General features: G+C 67.9%; 12 protein-coding genes. 9 read left to right on the plus strand and 3 right to left on the minus strand.

What is annotated here, in order from left to right; genetic code table 11:
• Nucleotides 1-4: 4 nt before the first annotated feature.
• The 3 genes from LXE91_RS18420 to LXE91_RS18430 all read left to right on the plus strand — a co-directional run bounded on the left by LXE91_RS18420 (nt 5) and on the right by LXE91_RS18430 (nt 4,179).
• On the plus strand, nt 5-1,357 hold the full coding sequence (locus LXE91_RS18420) for an LLM class flavin-dependent oxidoreductase (RefSeq protein ID WP_039357693.1): 1,353 nt from the start codon (nt 5-7) through the stop codon (nt 1,355-1,357).
• A 64-nt stretch (nt 1,358-1,421) separates the two neighbouring features.
• A complete protein-coding gene (locus tag LXE91_RS18425; protein WP_076841364.1) occupies nt 1,422-3,212 on the plus strand; it encodes an amino acid ABC transporter permease/ATP-binding protein in 1,791 nt (596 codons plus the stop codon).
• A 34-nt stretch (nt 3,213-3,246) separates the two neighbouring features.
• On the plus strand, nt 3,247-4,179 hold the full coding sequence (locus tag LXE91_RS18430) for an ABC transporter substrate-binding protein (protein ID WP_039367657.1): 933 nt from the start codon (nt 3,247-3,249) through the stop codon (nt 4,177-4,179).
• 105 nt (nt 4,180-4,284) lie between these two features.
• On the opposite strand, the gene LXE91_RS18435 is transcribed toward LXE91_RS18430, so the two are convergent.
• The gene (locus LXE91_RS18435) at nt 4,285-5,379 is read right to left on the minus strand and encodes an LLM class flavin-dependent oxidoreductase (RefSeq protein ID WP_039367654.1); all 1,095 of its coding nucleotides are present in this window, start codon (nt 5,377-5,379) and stop codon (nt 4,285-4,287) included.
• Between the two features lie 52 nt (nt 5,380-5,431).
• Entirely contained in the window at nt 5,432-6,397 is a 966-nt protein-coding gene (locus LXE91_RS18440; RefSeq protein WP_039367651.1) for an ABC transporter substrate-binding protein, read from the minus strand.
• A 300-nt stretch (nt 6,398-6,697) separates the two neighbouring features.
• On the opposite strand from LXE91_RS18440, the gene LXE91_RS18445 reads away from it, so the two are divergent.
• The 4 genes from LXE91_RS18445 to LXE91_RS18460 all read left to right on the plus strand — a co-directional run bounded on the left by LXE91_RS18445 (nt 6,698) and on the right by LXE91_RS18460 (nt 9,946).
• Nucleotides 6,698-7,615, plus strand: coding sequence for an alpha/beta hydrolase family protein (locus tag LXE91_RS18445; protein ID WP_039367665.1), 918 nt, complete (start codon nt 6,698-6,700; stop codon nt 7,613-7,615).
• Complete coding sequence (locus LXE91_RS18450; RefSeq protein WP_039367648.1) at nt 7,612-8,043, plus strand: MarR family winged helix-turn-helix transcriptional regulator; 432 nt, start codon at nt 7,612-7,614, stop codon at nt 8,041-8,043. Before LXE91_RS18445 ends, LXE91_RS18450 begins: the two co-directional genes overlap by 4 nt.
• Entirely contained in the window at nt 8,009-8,320 is a 312-nt protein-coding gene (locus LXE91_RS18455) for a hypothetical protein (protein ID WP_076841363.1), read from the plus strand. The genes LXE91_RS18450 and LXE91_RS18455 overlap by 35 nt, the downstream gene beginning before the upstream one ends.
• Nucleotides 8,321-8,500: 180 nt before the next feature.
• Nucleotides 8,501-9,946, plus strand: a complete 1,446-nt coding sequence (locus LXE91_RS18460) for a sialidase family protein (protein ID WP_039367645.1) — start codon at nt 8,501-8,503, stop codon at nt 9,944-9,946.
• A gap of 69 nt (nt 9,947-10,015) precedes the next feature.
• On the opposite strand, the gene adhP is transcribed toward LXE91_RS18460, so the two are convergent.
• Nucleotides 10,016-11,044, minus strand: a complete 1,029-nt coding sequence (gene adhP, locus LXE91_RS18465) for an alcohol dehydrogenase AdhP (RefSeq protein ID WP_039367642.1) — start codon at nt 11,042-11,044, stop codon at nt 10,016-10,018.
• Nucleotides 11,045-11,631: 587 nt separating this feature from the next.
• Here adhP and LXE91_RS18470 point away from each other — a divergent pair.
• A complete protein-coding gene (locus LXE91_RS18470) occupies nt 11,632-13,710 on the plus strand; it encodes a TonB-dependent receptor (protein ID WP_223274301.1) in 2,079 nt (692 codons plus the stop codon).
• Nucleotides 13,711-14,179: 469 nt separating this feature from the next.
• Nucleotides 14,180-15,799: a methyl-accepting chemotaxis protein gene (locus LXE91_RS18475; protein ID WP_082139501.1), complete on the plus strand. Its 1,620-nt coding sequence runs from the start codon at nt 14,180-14,182 to the stop codon at nt 15,797-15,799.
• Nucleotides 15,800-15,845: the final 46 nt, after the last annotated feature.

The following is a 15,845-nucleotide window of genomic DNA, read 5'->3' on the forward strand; positions in this document are numbered from 1 at the left end:
TCCCATGACCACCCGACGATCGATCCCCTTCGGCCTGATGCTGCAAGGCGCAGGCAGCCACATGAACGCATGGCGGCACCCGAGCAACCCGCCGGACGCGAGCATCAACCTCGACTTCGCGATCGGCATCGCGCGCAAGGCGGAAGCCGCCGGCATCGCGTTCGCGTTCGTCGCGGACGGCCTCTACATCAACGAGAAGTCGATCCCGCACTTCCTGAACCGCTTCGAACCGCTGACCGTGCTGTCGGCGCTCGCGGTCGCGACGAAGAAGATCGGGCTCGCCGGCACGATCTCGACGTCGTACAGCGAGCCGTTCACGGTCGCGCGCCAGCTCGCGTCGCTCGATGCGATCAGCGGCGGACGCGCGGGCTGGAACGTCGTGACGACGCCGCTCGAAGGCACCGCGAAGAATTTCGGCAAGGCGCATCCCGATCACGAACTGCGCTACGAGATCGCCGACGAATACCTCGAAGTCGTGCAAGGCCTGTGGGACAGCTGGGACGACGACGCCTTCGTGCGCGACCGCGCGACCGGCCGCTTCTTCGACCGCGACAAGCTCCACACGCTCGACCACCACGGCCGCTTTTTCCAGGTCGCGGGCCCGCTCAACATCCAGCGCTCGCCGCAGGGGCAGCCGGTGATCTTCCAGGCCGGTTCGTCGGACACCGGCATCGCGCTCGCGGGCAAGTATGCGGACGCGGTGTTCACGCATTCGCCGTCGCTCGACGAAACGGCCGCGTTCACGCGGCGCGTGAAGCAGAGCGCGATCGAGCACGGCCGGCAAGGCAGCGACGTGAAGATCTTCCCCGGCATCGGGCCGATCGTCGGCCGCACCGCGGCCGAGGCCGAGGACAAATACCAGGCGATCCGCAACCTGCTGACGATCGACGAGGCGCTCGCGTATCTCGGCCGCTATTTCGATCACCACGATTTCACGCAGTACGCGCTCGATGCGCCGTTCCCTGAACTCGGCGAGCTCGGCCGCAACAGCTTCCGCTCGACCACCGACCGGATCAAGGCCGACGCGAAACAGAAAGGGCTCTCACTGCGCGAGACGGCGCTCGCGGTCGCCACGCCGCGCCCGAACTTCATCGGCACGGCCGAGCATGTCGCCGACGAGCTGATCCGCTGGCACGACGCCGGTGCCGGCGACGGTTTCATCCTCGGCTTCGCGGTGCAGGCGCAGGGCGTCGAGGATTTCGTCGAACTCGTGATTCCGGAACTCGAGGCACGCGGGCGCTACAGCCGCGACCTGCCCGGTGCAACGCTGCGCGACCACCTCGGGCTGCCGCGCAAGGCCAGCCGCCACGCGGCGCCCGGCGCGTCGCACGAAACGGCGGCCGAAGCGCACGCCTGACACCCGCCGCCGCGCCGCCCGTGCGCGGCGCGCCCGTCCGACCGATTCGAGGATTTCCACCGACATGAGCGACACCACCCACCTCGGCGGCGCGCTGCCGCCGCTCTCTCCCCCCGGCGCACGCGACGCCGGCACGCGTTTCAGGATCGTGCCCGCGCGCCACCGGTCGCGCACGGCCGGCACCGTGCTGGCCGTCGCGCTGATCGCGATCGTCCTGCATTCGATTCTCGGCAACCCGCAATGGGGCTGGCCGGTGTTCGCCGAATGGTTCCTGTCGCCGCCGGTGCTGTCGGGGCTCGCGCGCACGCTGGTGCTGACGCTGCTCGGTGCGGTGTTCGGCTTCGTACTCGGCGCGTTCGTCGCGCTGGCCCGGCTGTCGCGCTCGCGGCTGCTGTCGGCGAGCGCGTGGACATTCGTGTGGCTGTTCCGCTCGATTCCGCTGATCGTGCTGCTGCTGATCCTGAACAACCTCGGCTACCTGTACGAGCACGTGCGGCTCGGCGTGCCGTTCACGGACATCGTGTGGTTCGACACGCCGACGACCGATCTCATCAGCCCGTTCCTCGCGGCCGTGCTCGGCCTCACGCTGAACCACGCGGCGTTTTCCGCGGAAGTGATTCGCGGCGGCATTCTCGCGGTCGACCAGGGCCAGCTCGAAGCCGCCGCCGCGCTCGGGCTGCCGCGCGGCCGCCAGACCACGCGGATCGTGCTGCCGCAGGCGATGCGCGCGATCCTGCCGACCGCGTTCAACGACCTGATCTCGCTCGCGAAAGGCACGTCGATGGTGTACGTGCTCGCGATGCCGGAGCTGTTCTATACGGTGCAGGTGATCTATCGCCGCAATCTCGAAGTGATTCCGCTGCTGATGGTCGCGACCGTCTGGTACCTGATCATCCTGACCGTGCTGTCGGCCATCCAGGTGCAGGTCGAGCGGCACTACGCGCGCGGCGCGCTGCGCAACCCGCCGCCGTCTGTCATCACGTTCGCGCTTGCGCGTATCGGCGCGCTGTGGCGCCGTGTCGCGTCCCGTCACGCGGCATCGGTCGCCCAGACTCACGATGATGGCGACGCGGCGAGCGCCGTCGCACCGCGCGCCGGCGGCGAAGTGGCCGTGCATGGCGTCTCGAAGCAGTTCGGCATGCAGCGCGTGCTCGACAACGTGTCGTTCGTCGCGCCGCGCGGCAGCGTGACCGCGATCGTCGGGCCGTCGGGCTCGGGCAAGTCGACGCTGCTGCGCACGATCAACCATCTCGAACGCGTCGACGACGGCTTCATCGACATCGACGGCGAACTGATCGGCTATCGCCGCGACGGCGACGTGCTCTACGAGCTGAAGGAGCGCGACGTGCTGACGCGGCGCACGGCCGTCGGGATGGTGTTCCAGAACTTCAACCTGTTCCCGCACCTGACCGTGCTCGAGAACCTGGTCGAAGCGCCGGTCGCCGTCGGCGGCATCACGCGCGATGCCGCCGAACGCATCGCCCGCACGCTGCTCGCGCGCGTCGGCCTCGCGGACAAGGCCGATGCGTATCCGCGCCAGTTGTCCGGCGGCCAGCAGCAGCGCGTCGCGATCGCGCGGGCGCTCGCGCTGCGCCCGAAGGTGCTGCTGTTCGACGAGCCGACGTCGGCGCTCGATCCCGAACTCGTCAACGAGGTGCTCGACGTGATCAAGGAGCTCGCGCGTTCGGGCACGACGCTCGTGATCGTCACGCACGAAATCGGCTTCGCGCGCGAAGTCGCGGACAACGTGCTGTTCATGGAGCGCGGGCGCATCGTCGAAGCCGGGCCGCCGGCCGTCGTGCTCGATGCGCCGTCGCATCCGCGTACGCGTGCGTTCCTGTCGCGGGTGCTGTGATGCGCGCCGCTCCCGACCTGCGAGGTACCGCACGATGACCGACCGACGCCAGTTCATGACCGCCGCGCTGGTCGCGGCAGCGGGCCTGCCGTGGCGCGCGGCGCACGCGGCCGCCGCGACGGCCGACCTCGATCCGCGCCAGGCCGGCCGGCCGCGCGCGCAACCCGACGACGCGGCGATCCGTGCGGCAGCCGGCTACCGCTGGGTACGCGACGGCGCGTTCACGGTCGCGATTTCACCGCATGCGCCGCCCGTGTCGACCTACGCGACCGACGCGCGCACCGTGGTGGGCGCCGATCCCGACTATGCGCAGCTCGTCGCCGACGCGCTCGGCCGCACGCTGGTGCTGCTGCCGATCGCATGGGCCGACTGGCCGCTCGGGCTGACGTCCGGCAAGTACGACGCAGTGATCTCGAACGTCGGCGTGACCGAGAAGCGCAAGGAAAAATACGATTTCACGACCTACCGGCTCGGGCTGCACGGCTTCTATGTGCGCACCGGCAGCCCGATCGCGAAGCTCGCCGAGCCGAGGGATATCGCGGGCCTGCGCATCATCACCGGCGCGGGGACGAGCCAGGAGCGCATCCTGCTCGAGTGGAACAAGCGCAACGTGGCGCAGGGGCTGAAGCCGGCAGAGCTGCTTTATTTCGACGACGATGCGGCGGCGCGCGTCGCGCTGCTGTCGGGTCGCGCGGATGCGGAGCTGAACCCAAATGCATCGCTCGCGTACGAGGCCGCGCGCACGGGCAAGATCCGCCGCGTCGGCGTCGTCAATGCGGGCTGGCCGGCCAACGCCGACGTGGCGATCGCGACGCGGCGCGGCAGCGGGCTCGCGCCCGCGCTGACGCTCGCGACGAACGCGCTGATCGGCAACGGCCGCTACGGGCAAGCGCTCGCGCGCTGGGGTTTGCAGAGCGAGGCGATCGCGCGTGCGGAGACCAATCCGCCGGGGTTGCCGTCGTTTTGACGGCGTTGAAACGTCGACGCCCCAAATGACATCGCCCCGGCATCCCGTAACGGAAATGCCGGGGCGAATCGCGGAAGTCTCGTACAACGTTGCGCCGCGATGCGTCTACGCCGTCACCGCCGCGTGATACCGGTCGAGTTCCGCAACGTGCGCATGAATCGCCGGAATCAGCTCGCGCCCGTAATCGAGCGCATCGTCCAGCGGATCGAACCCGCGAATCAGGAACGTCGACACACCGAGGCTGTAATACGCGCCGAGCGCCCGCGCGACCTGTTCGGGCGTGCCGACCAGCGCGGTCGAATTCCAGCGCGCGCCGGTCAGGTTCGCGACACCCATCCACAGCCGCTCGTCGAGCACGTCACCCTGCGCGGCGGCCGCCATCAGCCGTTGCGAGCCGGCATTCTGCGGCGCATGGCCGGCAATCGGCTGGCCGTTCGCGAGCCGCGCCGCGCGCACGCGCTCGCGGATCGCCTCGGCCTTCTCCCATGCGGCCGCCTCGGTGTCGGCGACGATCGGCCGGAACGACACGCTGATGCGCGGCGCACGCCCGAATGGCGCGGCGGCCGCCCGCACGCGCGCGATCTGCTCGCGCACCGACGCGAGCGGCTCGCCCCACGTCATGTAGACATCGGCATGCTCGCCCGCGACCGCCAGCGCGGCCGGCGACGATCCGCCGAAATAGATCGGCACGTGCGGCCGCTGTGCGCCCTTGACGAGCGGCGACGCACCGCGCAGCCGGTAGAACGCGCCGTCGTGGTCGACCGGCGCGTCGGCCTGCCAGATCCGCTTCAGCACGTCGAGGTATTCGCCGGTCCGACGATAGCGCGCATCGTGCGGCACGAAATCGCCGTCACGCTGCAGGTCCGCATCGTCGCCGCCCGACACGACGTTCAGCGCGAGCCGGCCGCCGCTGAACACGTCGAGCGTCGCGATCTGCCGCGCGGCGGCCGACGGCACGATCACGCCCGGCCGGTGCGCGAGCAGGATGCGGATGCGTTCGGTCGCGGCGGCCGCGAACGACGCGACGATGAAACCGTCCGCCGCGTTGCTGAAGTGGCCGACCAGGATCTGGTCGAAGCCGGCGGCCTCGTGCGCCTGCGCGAAGCGGCGCACGTAGTCGGGCTGGACGGCCGCGCCGCCCGGTACGTCGACCTCCGCGCCGGGTGTCGCGGTGATCATGCCGATGATGTCGACTGGCATGTCGGGGGGTCCTTCGGGTTATCGATCGGGAATCGTGGCCGGTATGGCCCGCTTACTGGGCGGCAGCCGTCTTCTGCGCAGGCGCCGCGAACGCACCCGCATACGAACGGTCGAGCAGCTTCGACGTGTCGTACGCCGCCGGAATCACGCCGGCCTTGTGCAGGAAGTCGGCCGTGTTCTGCGCGTCCTTCGCGGCCGTCTCGTCGACCGGGCCGACGCGCTGCTTCGCGTTGTTGAGCCAGCGGTATGCGACGTCGGGTTCGAGCTTCGCGCGCTTCGCCCACAGGTCCGCGTACTCGCGCGGATGGTTGTCGACCCACTGGCGCGCGGCAACGACGCGCCGCAGGAAATCGGTGATCTCGGCGCGCTTGCCGGAGGCGGCCTGCTCGTTCGCGGCAACGAAGCTCAGCGCCGGCATCAGCCCCTGCGCGGTCGCCACGGGCCGCGCACCCTGCCGCAACGCGAGCGTGCTGACGAACGGCTCCCACAGCGACACGGCGTCGACCGAACCGTTCGCGAGCGCGTTGGTCGCATCGATCGGCATCAGGTACGCGTACTTGACCGAATCCGCGCGCAAGCCCGCGTGTTCGAGCGCGCGCAGCACGAGCTGCTGGCTCCACGCACCGCGCCATACGGCGATGGTCTTGCCCTGCAGGTCGGCCACGGTGCGCACCGGCGAATCCTTCGGCACGAGGATCGCGACGCCGTCGAGGCTCTGGCGCGACACCGCGACCACCTTCACCGGCGCGCCGCGCGCGGCCAGCGTGAGCAGCGCCGAATCGCCGAGGAAGCCCACGTCGATCGCATTGCCGTTCAGCGATTCGGCAACGGGCGCGGCGGCCTGGAAATGCTTCCACTCGATCGTGTAAGGCAGGTCCTTCAGCACGCCGGACGCCTCCATCGACGCCTGGATGTTGAAGTAGTTCTGTTCACCGACGCGCAGCGTGACGGTGTCCTTGGCCATGCCCGGCTGCGCGGCAAGCGCCAGCAAGAGTGCCGTGACGATTCGACTCAACAACGTGATCTCCCGTAGGGTTGGCGGGCGGCCGCGCGAGGGCGGCGCCCCGTGGTCCGCCGTGCATGGTGGCCGACGGAGCGGATGGAACCGCTGAAGATACGTCGATCTTGATCATGAAACAAACGCAATATTCTTCTATATAAAGATGCAAATGTTTTATGACACGGCGGGCCTCGCCGGATGCCGCCGGTCGCGGTCGCGGGAACCCGGTTCGAACGAATCCTCGACAGATATTTCGCGCACGAAATAAATCCTGGACTATATTTCGCATACGAAATAACTGCCCGAGCGAGGATGGCCATGACCTCCCAACCCATCGAGTTTTCCGCCGCCGACGGCTACGCGCTGCACGGCACGCTGTGGTCGCCGGACGCGCCGCCGCGCGCGCTGGTGCTGATCCATCCGGCAACGGCCGTGCCGGAGCGGCTGTATGCGGGCTTCGCACGCTTCCTGACCGAACGCGGCTTCGCGGCGCTCACCTACAACTATCGCGGCATCGGCGCGTCTCGCCCCGCGCGCCTGCGTGCGTTGAAGGCCCGCATGCGCGACTGGATGGAACTCGACGTGGGCGCCGCGACCGCGTGGGCGCGGCAGGCCTACGACGGTTTGCCGCTGCTGGCGGTCGGGCATAGCGTCGGCGGCCATGCGATCGGGCTGTCCGCCGCGACGCCGCACCTGCGCGCGGCCGTGCTGATCGCCGCGCATGCGGGCAGCACGCGGCTGATCACGCAGGCGGCCGAACGCCTGAAGGTGCGGCTGATCCTGCGTGTGCTCGGTCCGCTGATGTCGGCACTGCTCGGCTACGTGCCCGGCAAGCGGCTCGGGCTCGGCGAGGACATGCCGGCCGGCGTGTTCCGCGAATGGAGCCGCTGGACCGCGCTGCCGAACTATTTCTTCGACGATCCGACGCTCGGCGCCGCCGAACGATACGCGAAGCAGCAGTTGCCGATCCTCGCGCTGGGCTTCGACGACGACCCGTGGGCGAACCCGACTGCGATCGGTCTGCTGGTAAGCTATCTGACCCGCGCGACGGTCGAACGCCGCCAGATCGATCCGCACGCGGCGGGCAGCGGCCCGGTCGGGCACATGGGCTTCTTCCGCAGCCGCCCCGGCACCGTGCTGTGGCCCGACGTGGCCGACTGGCTCGCGCAGGCACTGGACACGCCGCGCGCCGCACGCCGCCCCTCCCTTTCCATTGCAGCCGGGAACCTAGCTTGAGCGAAGACCGACGACTGTTTTTCATGTTGAACATCGGCCAGCGGCGCGTGCAGCGCTGGATCGACCGCAAGGCGGAGACCGAGACGCGCGCGAGCGCCGCGCAGGCCGGCGTATTGTTCTGTCTCGCGAAACAGGACGGCGCGCTGATCGGTGAAGTCGGCGCCGCGCTGCAGCTTGCGCCGTCCGCGATGACGGGGCTCGCCGACCGGATGGCGAAAGCCGGCCTGATCGCGCGCCACGCCGATTCGGACGATGGCCGCGCGACGCGGTTGTACCTCACCGATGAAGGGCACGCCGCGCTCAAGCGTGCGCGCGTGCTGCTGCGCGAACTCAACGGCAAGCTGTGCGACGGGTTCTCCGACGACGAACTCGATGTCGTCGCGCGATGGCTGCATGCGCTGCAGGAGCGGTTTCCGGCGGAGCGCTGAGCAGCACGATCCCGCATCGCCGCCGGCGCTCAACGGCCCCATCGAAAGCGATTCCGATTCGCATTTTCGATTCGATTTTCATGCCGTCTCGACGGCATTTTTTGCGCGTCCGCCGCCCTCTTCCGGCAACGCTTTCCGGCTACGCACTGTTACAAAAAACTGCCTGCCGGGCGGCATTCGAATCGCCTACATTGCAATCCACCTCGACACATTCGTCGCCTGCCCGGGCAAGGCTTCCCGTCCGGCCGACATCGCAGTCACGCCCGACAATCAATGAAAATGAAAAGGAGTCTTAACCGAAGTGCTGGCGGCGTCCAGCGCACGCGGATTGCGATGACCGAAGCGGCATCCTGAACGACACGTATCGGCCCGATGCGCGGCATACGACGCCGCGCGCCGGATCGCGCTGCCGCGTCGTGCCGCCCCATCGCACCCGCACGTCAACGAGGAGCAGTCCATGCGACGCATGATCGTGTCCCACTCGCTTGTCACCCGCCTGTCCGCCGCGATGGCGATGGCCGCCGCGGCCGCGGCGCACGCCGATCCCGTCGTCGTGTCCGGCCCGAGCCCGTTCGTCGCCTGCACCATCGGCGGCCCCGGCACCAACTACGTGAACGCCGAAGTCGAGCCGTGGCTATCGGTCAACCCTGCAAACCCGATGAACATGATCGGCGTGTGGCAGCAGGACCGCTGGTCGAACGGCGGCGCCCACGGGCTCGTCGCCGGCTACACGTTCGACGGCGGCGCGACCTGGGCACGCACGCCGCAGCCGTTCAGCGCATGCGCGCCGGGCGGGCTCAAGTACGAGCGCGCGTCCGATCCGTGGGTCTCGTTCGGGCCGGACGGCACCGCGTACTCGGTGTCGATCTCGTTCAACCAGTCGAACAACAGCAATGCGGTTGCCGCGTCGGTGTCGTCCGACGGCGGACAGACCTGGAGCAGCCCCGCGGTGCTGATCGCGAACGACGAGCCGACGACGCAGTTCTTCAACGACAAGGAATCGGTCACCGCGAACCCGGCGAAGGCCGGCACGGCCTACGCGGTATGGGACCGCCTCGAGCTGCCGAACGGCAACCCTTATGCGAACCTTCACACGAAGGCGTTCCGCGGCCCGACGCTGTTCTCGAAGACGACCGACGGCGGCAAGACGTGGAGCGCCCCGAAAGTGATCGTCAACGTGCCTTCACGCCAGCAGACGATCGGCAACCAGATCGTGGTCGATCCGAGGAACGGCACGCTCTACGATTTCTTCGACCTGATCCAGCCTCCGTTCAGCAAGGCGGCCGGCAAGGTGGCGTTCATCAAGTCGACCGACGACGGCGCAACATGGACGAAACCGCAGGTGATTGCCGGCCTGCAGACGGTCGGCGTCACGGATCCGGTGACCGGCGAACCGGTGCGTACCGGCGACATCATTCCGGAACCCGCGATCGACCCCGCGTCGGGGCAGCTGTACGTCGTGTGGCAGGACAGCCGCTTCAACGGCGGCACATACGACGAGATTGCGGTATCGACGTCGAAGGACGGCGGCGCGACCTGGAGCGCGCCACAACAGTTGAACACGCCGACCGGACGCCCCGCGTTCAATCCGTCGGTGCGCGTCGACAACACGGGGGCCGTGATGGTCACGTACTACGACTTCCGCGACCTGCAGGCCGGCAACACCACGACGCTGCCGACCGGCTTCTGGCGCAAGATCTCGCATGACGGCGGCACGACGTTCGCCGACGAGCGGCGTGTGGGCGGCCCGTTCGACATGAAGCTCGCGCCCAATGCCGAAGGTTTCTTCATCGGCGACTACCAGGGGCTCGACGTGCTTCCGTCGTCGTCGTTCCATCCGTTCTTCGTCCAGACCAACGCGGGCAACCTGACGAACCGCACCGACGTGTTCTTCGCACCATGACGCTTGCATGACCGCCACGCCGCCGCACGACGCGATGCTTCGCGCGGCGGCGCGTGCGTGTTTACGGCATCAATGCATGTCGGTCAGCACGATGCGCCCGTCGACCTTGCCTTCGCGCAGCTTTGCGAACACGTCGTTGATGTTGCCGAGCCGGTCGCGATGGATATGCGCGCGCACCAGGCCATCGGCCGCGAAGTCGAGCGATTCCTGCAGGTCGCGCCGCGTCCCGACGATCGACCCGCGCACGGTGATGCCGTTCAGCACCGTGGAGAAGATCGGCAACGGGAAATCGCCGGGCGGCAAGCCGTTGAGCGCCACCGTGCCGCCGCGCCGCACCATCCCGAGCGCCTGCGCGAACGCGCTGCGCGACACGGCCGTGACGAGCACGCCGTGCGCACCGCCGATCTCCTTCTGGATCACCTTGGCCGGATCGTCGGTCGACGCGTCGATCGTCAGTTCCGCGCCGAGCTGCCGCGCCAGCGCGAGCTTGTCGGGTGAAATGTCGATGGCCGCGACGTGCAGCCCCATTGCGCGCGCATACTGCACGGCCACGTGCCCGAGGCCGCCGATGCCGGAAATCGCGAGCCATTGGCCCGGGCGCGTATCGGTGACGCGAATGCCCTTGTAGACGGTGACACCCGCGCACAGGATCGGCGCGATCTCGTCGAACGCGACCTGCGCGGGCAAATGGCCGACGTAGTCGGGATCGGCCAGCACGTATTCCGCGTAGCTGCCGTTCACCGAATAACCGGTGTTCTGCTGGCCGTGGCACAGCGTTTCCCAGCCCGTGTGGCAGTACTCGCAATGGCCGCAGGCCGTGTAGAGCCAGGGCACGCCCACGCGGTCCCCCTCGCGCACGTGCGTGACGCCCGCACCGACCGCCGCGACGATGCCCACGCCTTCATGCCCCGGAATGAACGGCAACGTCGGCTTGACGGGCCAGTCGCCGTCGGCTGCGTGCAGGTCGGTATGGCATACGCCCGATGCCTTGATGTTGACGAGGATCTGGCCGGGCCCCGGCGTCGGCACGGGCACTTCCTCGATGCGCAGCGGTTCGCCGAATGCGTGCACGACGGCCGCTTTCATGGTTTGGGTCATAGGTCGCTCCTGCCTGGTCGATGAGCGACCCAGTATCCGGCTTCGGAATCGACCGACGTTGATACGTATCAACACGCGGGGCAATGCACGACGATGGCCATCGCTACAAGACGTCGCACCGTTGCGCGACGCTGAATCGCACTGGCCGCTGATTCAGGCGCGGATGTCCGCGTCCGGCGCATCGATCAGCGCAGGGCCGCTTCCGGCGGGCCGCTTCGACGGACACCGAACACCGAACGCGGGCAACACGCACGGGGCCGACGTATCGGCAACGCGTCGGCGCGCGCATCGCATCACCCGGTTCAGGCGATCGTTACGAACACCGCGCAGACAGTTTCCGCTCCCGCCGCCATTTCACCCTTCCGACAGAAACCCGACAGGATCCCGCCATCCGGCTTGGATTTTGAAATGATATAACATATCATTTCGCATGCTCGTCCGCCTGACGCCGTTCCACTTCGGGTGGCCGGGCCTCGCCGAGCCATGTTCCAACGGGTCACTGCGCGTCGCAGACGCAACAATATATCGTATCCAGCCGTGATCCGCATCGCTCGTTATCCGATCCGATTCCAACCGATTCACCGACCATGCGCGACCTCCCTCGTCTACCGCTTCGCCCGCTCTCGTCCCTTTCGCTGATGGTGTTCGCCGCCGTCGCGCACGCGCAGACCGAACCGCCCGCCGCGTCCGGCACGCCGCCGGCCACCACGCTCGCCCCGATCTTCGTGACCGCGAACCCGCTCGGCGACAACGAACTGATCGCGCCGACCGCCCAGCTTTCCGGCGACGCGCTGACGCGCCGCCAGGCCGATTCGCTCGGCGAAACGCTGAACGGGCTGCCCGGCGTGTCGACCACCACCTACGGGCCGATGGTCGGCCGCCCGATCATCCGCGGGATGGATGGCGACCGGATCCGGCTGCTGCAGAACGGCGTCGCGGCGTACGACGCGTCGTCGCTGTCATACGACCATGCGGTGCCGCAGGACCCGCTGTCGATCGAACGCGTCGAGATCGTGCGCGGCCCGGCTGCGCTGCTGTACGGCGGCAATGCGGTGGGCGGCGTCGTCAACACGATCGACAACCGGATTCCGCGCGAAGCGATCGAAGGCGTGACGGGCGCGCTCGACGCGCGCTACGGCGGCGCGAACTCGGTGCGCGCGGGCGCCGCGCAGGTCGAAGGCGGCAACGGTCGCTTCGCGTTCCACGTCGATGCGTTCGACCGCGAGACGAGCAAGCTGCGGATTCCCGGCTACGCGCGCAGCAGCGCACAACGCGCGATCGACGGCCCCGACACGCCGCAGCCGTACGGCAACGTGCCGAACAGCGACGGCCGCGTGCATGGCGGCGCGGTCGGTGCGTCGTACACGTGGGCGGACGGCTTCGCGGGCCTGTCCTACAGCGGCTACGAATCGAACTACGGCTCCGTCGCCGAAAGCGACGTGCGGCTGCGGATGCGCCAGGAGCGCCTCGCGCTCGCGTCCGAGGTGCGCAACCTGAGCGGGCCGTTCACGAAGCTGAAATTCGACTTCGCGTACACCGACTATCGCCACAAGGAAGTCAACAACGGCGAGACGGCGACCACCTTCCGCAACCGCGGCTACGAGGCGCGCATCGAGGCAACGCATCGCAAGATCGGCCCGTTCGAAGGGGCGATCGGCGTGCAGTTCGGCCAGAACACGTTCTCGGCGCTCGGCGACGAATTGCTCGTGCCGTCCACGCGCACGAACAGCGTCGCGCTGTTCGGCCTCGAGGAATGGCAGGTCGTCCCCGCGCTCAAGCTGAGCCTCGGCGGCCGCTTCGAACACGTGAAGGTCGATCCCGATCCGGCCGGCGTCGAGAAATTCGCGGGCGCGCAGCCGCGCGAATTCAACGCGGGCAGCCTGTCGGCCGGCGCCCTGTTCTCGCTGACGCCCGTGTGGTCGGTAGCGGCCAACGTCGCGTACACCGAACGCGCGCCAACCTTCTACGAGCTGTATTCGAACGGCCCGCACGATGCGACCGGCCAGTTCCTGATCGGCAACCCGAACGCGTCGAAGGAAAAGGCGGTGTCGACCGACCTGTCGCTGCGCTACGCGAGCGGCCCGAACCGCGGCAGCGTCGGCGTGTTCTACAACCGCTTCTCGAACTACCTGACCGAGTACAACACGGGCCGCGTGGTGAACGGAGACGACGAGCCGGTCGCGCCCGGTACCGACGGCTCGCTCAACGAGGCGATCTACCGCGGCGTGCGTGCCGAGTTTTACGGCATCGAGCTGGACGGCAAGTGGCGCGCGTTCGCGCGGCACGGCCACACGGTCGACCTGGAACTGACCGCCGACTACACGCATGCGCGCAACGTCGACACGGGCCAGCCGCTGCCGCGCATCGCGCCGCTGCGTGCGACGCTCGCGGCCGACTACGGCTACGGCCCGTTCGGCGCGCGTGCGCAAGTCACGCATGCGTGGTCGCAGCACCGCGTGCCCGACAATGATTTTTCGACGGACGGCTACACGTCGCTCGGCGTGATGCTCACCTACAAGTTCCGCGTCGGCCCGACGCACTGGCTCGCGTACCTGCGCGGCGACAACCTGACGAACCAGGAGATCCGCTACTCGACCTCGGTCGTGCGCGGCTTCGCGCCGCAAGGCGGCCGCAGCGTGATGGCCGGGTTGCGCACCACGTTCTGACCCTCTCATGGTCCGCGGCGCACGCCGCGGGCCTCGTTCCGGCGCGCTCCCCCTGCGCCGCGAATTTCCGTTGATCCGTCATTACCGCTCATTGCGCGGCATTCTCCCGCGACGCGCACCGGTTCCCGTCTCCAATCAAGTCGAAACAAAATCCGATATTCATCCATAAATCGAAACCGATTCATCAGACAATTATTAGCAAAACGACAGTTTCTGTTTCACCCAGCAAAACCGGTTTCGAATTCCACGTATAAACCTTTTAATCACGGGCACTCCGTCAATTCCTGATCAAAATCAGGCGCGCCCATCCGGCAACGATTCCAGCGCTAAAAAAACTAATATCAGGGTTTTCGAAGGGTAAAGAATCATCCCGTATACCCGTTAATGCCGGCACGAGCCCGTATCTGGTCGAACAATAAATCCGATTCGTCAACCACACGCACAGAGGCACACTGTGAAAATCGCCAGAATGAGCATCAGAACAAAACTCCTTGGCGGCTTCGGCCTGCTCGCCGCGATCGTCGTGATCGTGTCGGGCATGGCACTCAAGGCGCTATCCGATACGAACGCCGAGTTTTCCCGCTACATGAACGGCATCAATGCGCGGGCGACCGTTTCCGCGCAAATCCGTACCGCGGTCGACCGGCGCGCGATCGCCGCGCGCAACCTCGTGCTCGCGACCAAACCGTCCGACGTCGAGCTCGAACTGGCCGAGGTGAACCAGGCGCACAAGGACGTGCAGGATCGCCTCGCGAAGCTCAAGGACATGATGGCGAACGCGACGGACACCTCCGACCGCGCGCGCGAACTGGTGGCCGACATCGTGCGCATCGAAGCCAGCTACGGGCCCGTCGCGCTGCGCATCGTCGGGCTCGCGCAGGCCGGCAAGAAGGACGAGGCGATCGCCGACATCGACGACAACTGCCGCCCGCTGCTCGCGCAACTGGTGCGCGCAACCGATGCATATGCAACCTATACGCATGAGCGCGAACTCGCGATCGCGCAGCAATTCGCGGATCGCTATGCGATGGAGCGCAACCTGCTGGCCGGCATCTGCCTGATCGCGGTCGTGGTCGCGGCATGCGGCGGCCTGTGGCTGACGCGCAAGATCACGGCGCCGATCGGCTCGGCCGTGGACGTCGCGCGCACGGTCGCGAACGGCGATCTCGGCAGCCGCATCAACGTGAGCGGCAACGACGAGACGCGCGATCTGCTCGAAGCGTTGCGAACGATGAACGAGCGGCTGATCGGCATCGTCGGCCGCGTGCGCGATTCGTCGAACAGCATCGCGCATGCGGTCAGCGAGATCGCGTCGGGCAACCTCGACCTGAGCCAGCGCACCGAGGAACAGGCCGCGTCGCTGCAGGAAACCGCCGCGACGATGGAGGAATTCACGTCGACGGTGCGCCTGAACGCGGAGAACGCGCAACAGGCCAGCTCGCTCGCCGCGAACGCATCGGACGTCGCGCAGCGCGGCAGCTCGGTGGTCGGCCGCGTGGTCGACACGATGACGGAGATCGGCCACAGCTCGTCGAAGATCGCGGACATCACGGGCATCATCGAAGGCATCGCGTTCCAGACCAACATCCTCGCGCTGAACGCGGCCGTCGAAGCCGCGCGTGCGGGCGAACAGGGCCGCGGCTTCGCGGTGGTCGCGAGCGAAGTGCGCAGCCTCGCGCAACGTTCGTCGACAGCGGCGAAGGAGATCAAGGAACTGATTTCCGCGTCGGTGCAGACGATCCGCGACGGCTCCGAGCTCGCGGGCGAAGCCGGCAAGACGATGTCGGACGTCACGCAGGCCGTCGCGCGCGTGACGGACATCATGGGCGAGATCGCGGCCGCGTCGGCCGAGCAGAGCCGCGGCATCGACCAGGTGAACCTGACGATCACGCAGATGGACGAGACGACCCAGCAGAACGCGGCGCTCGTCGAGCAGGCCGCGGCCGCATCGAAGTCGCTCGAGGCGCAAGGCCGCGAGCTGTCCGAAACGGTTGCCGCGTTCCGGATGCCGTCCGGCACGCACGTGGCGTCGCCCGGCGCGTACACGCAAGCGCCCGCCGCGCATCACTGGCAGCCGGCCGCTGCGTAACCGCGTAACCGCGTAACCGATACCGCAAGGAGACGACGATGCGCCC

The sequence above is a fragment of the Burkholderia contaminans genome (genome assembly GCF_029633825.1).
In the GTDB taxonomy this organism is placed as follows: domain Bacteria; phylum Pseudomonadota; class Gammaproteobacteria; order Burkholderiales; family Burkholderiaceae; genus Burkholderia; species Burkholderia contaminans.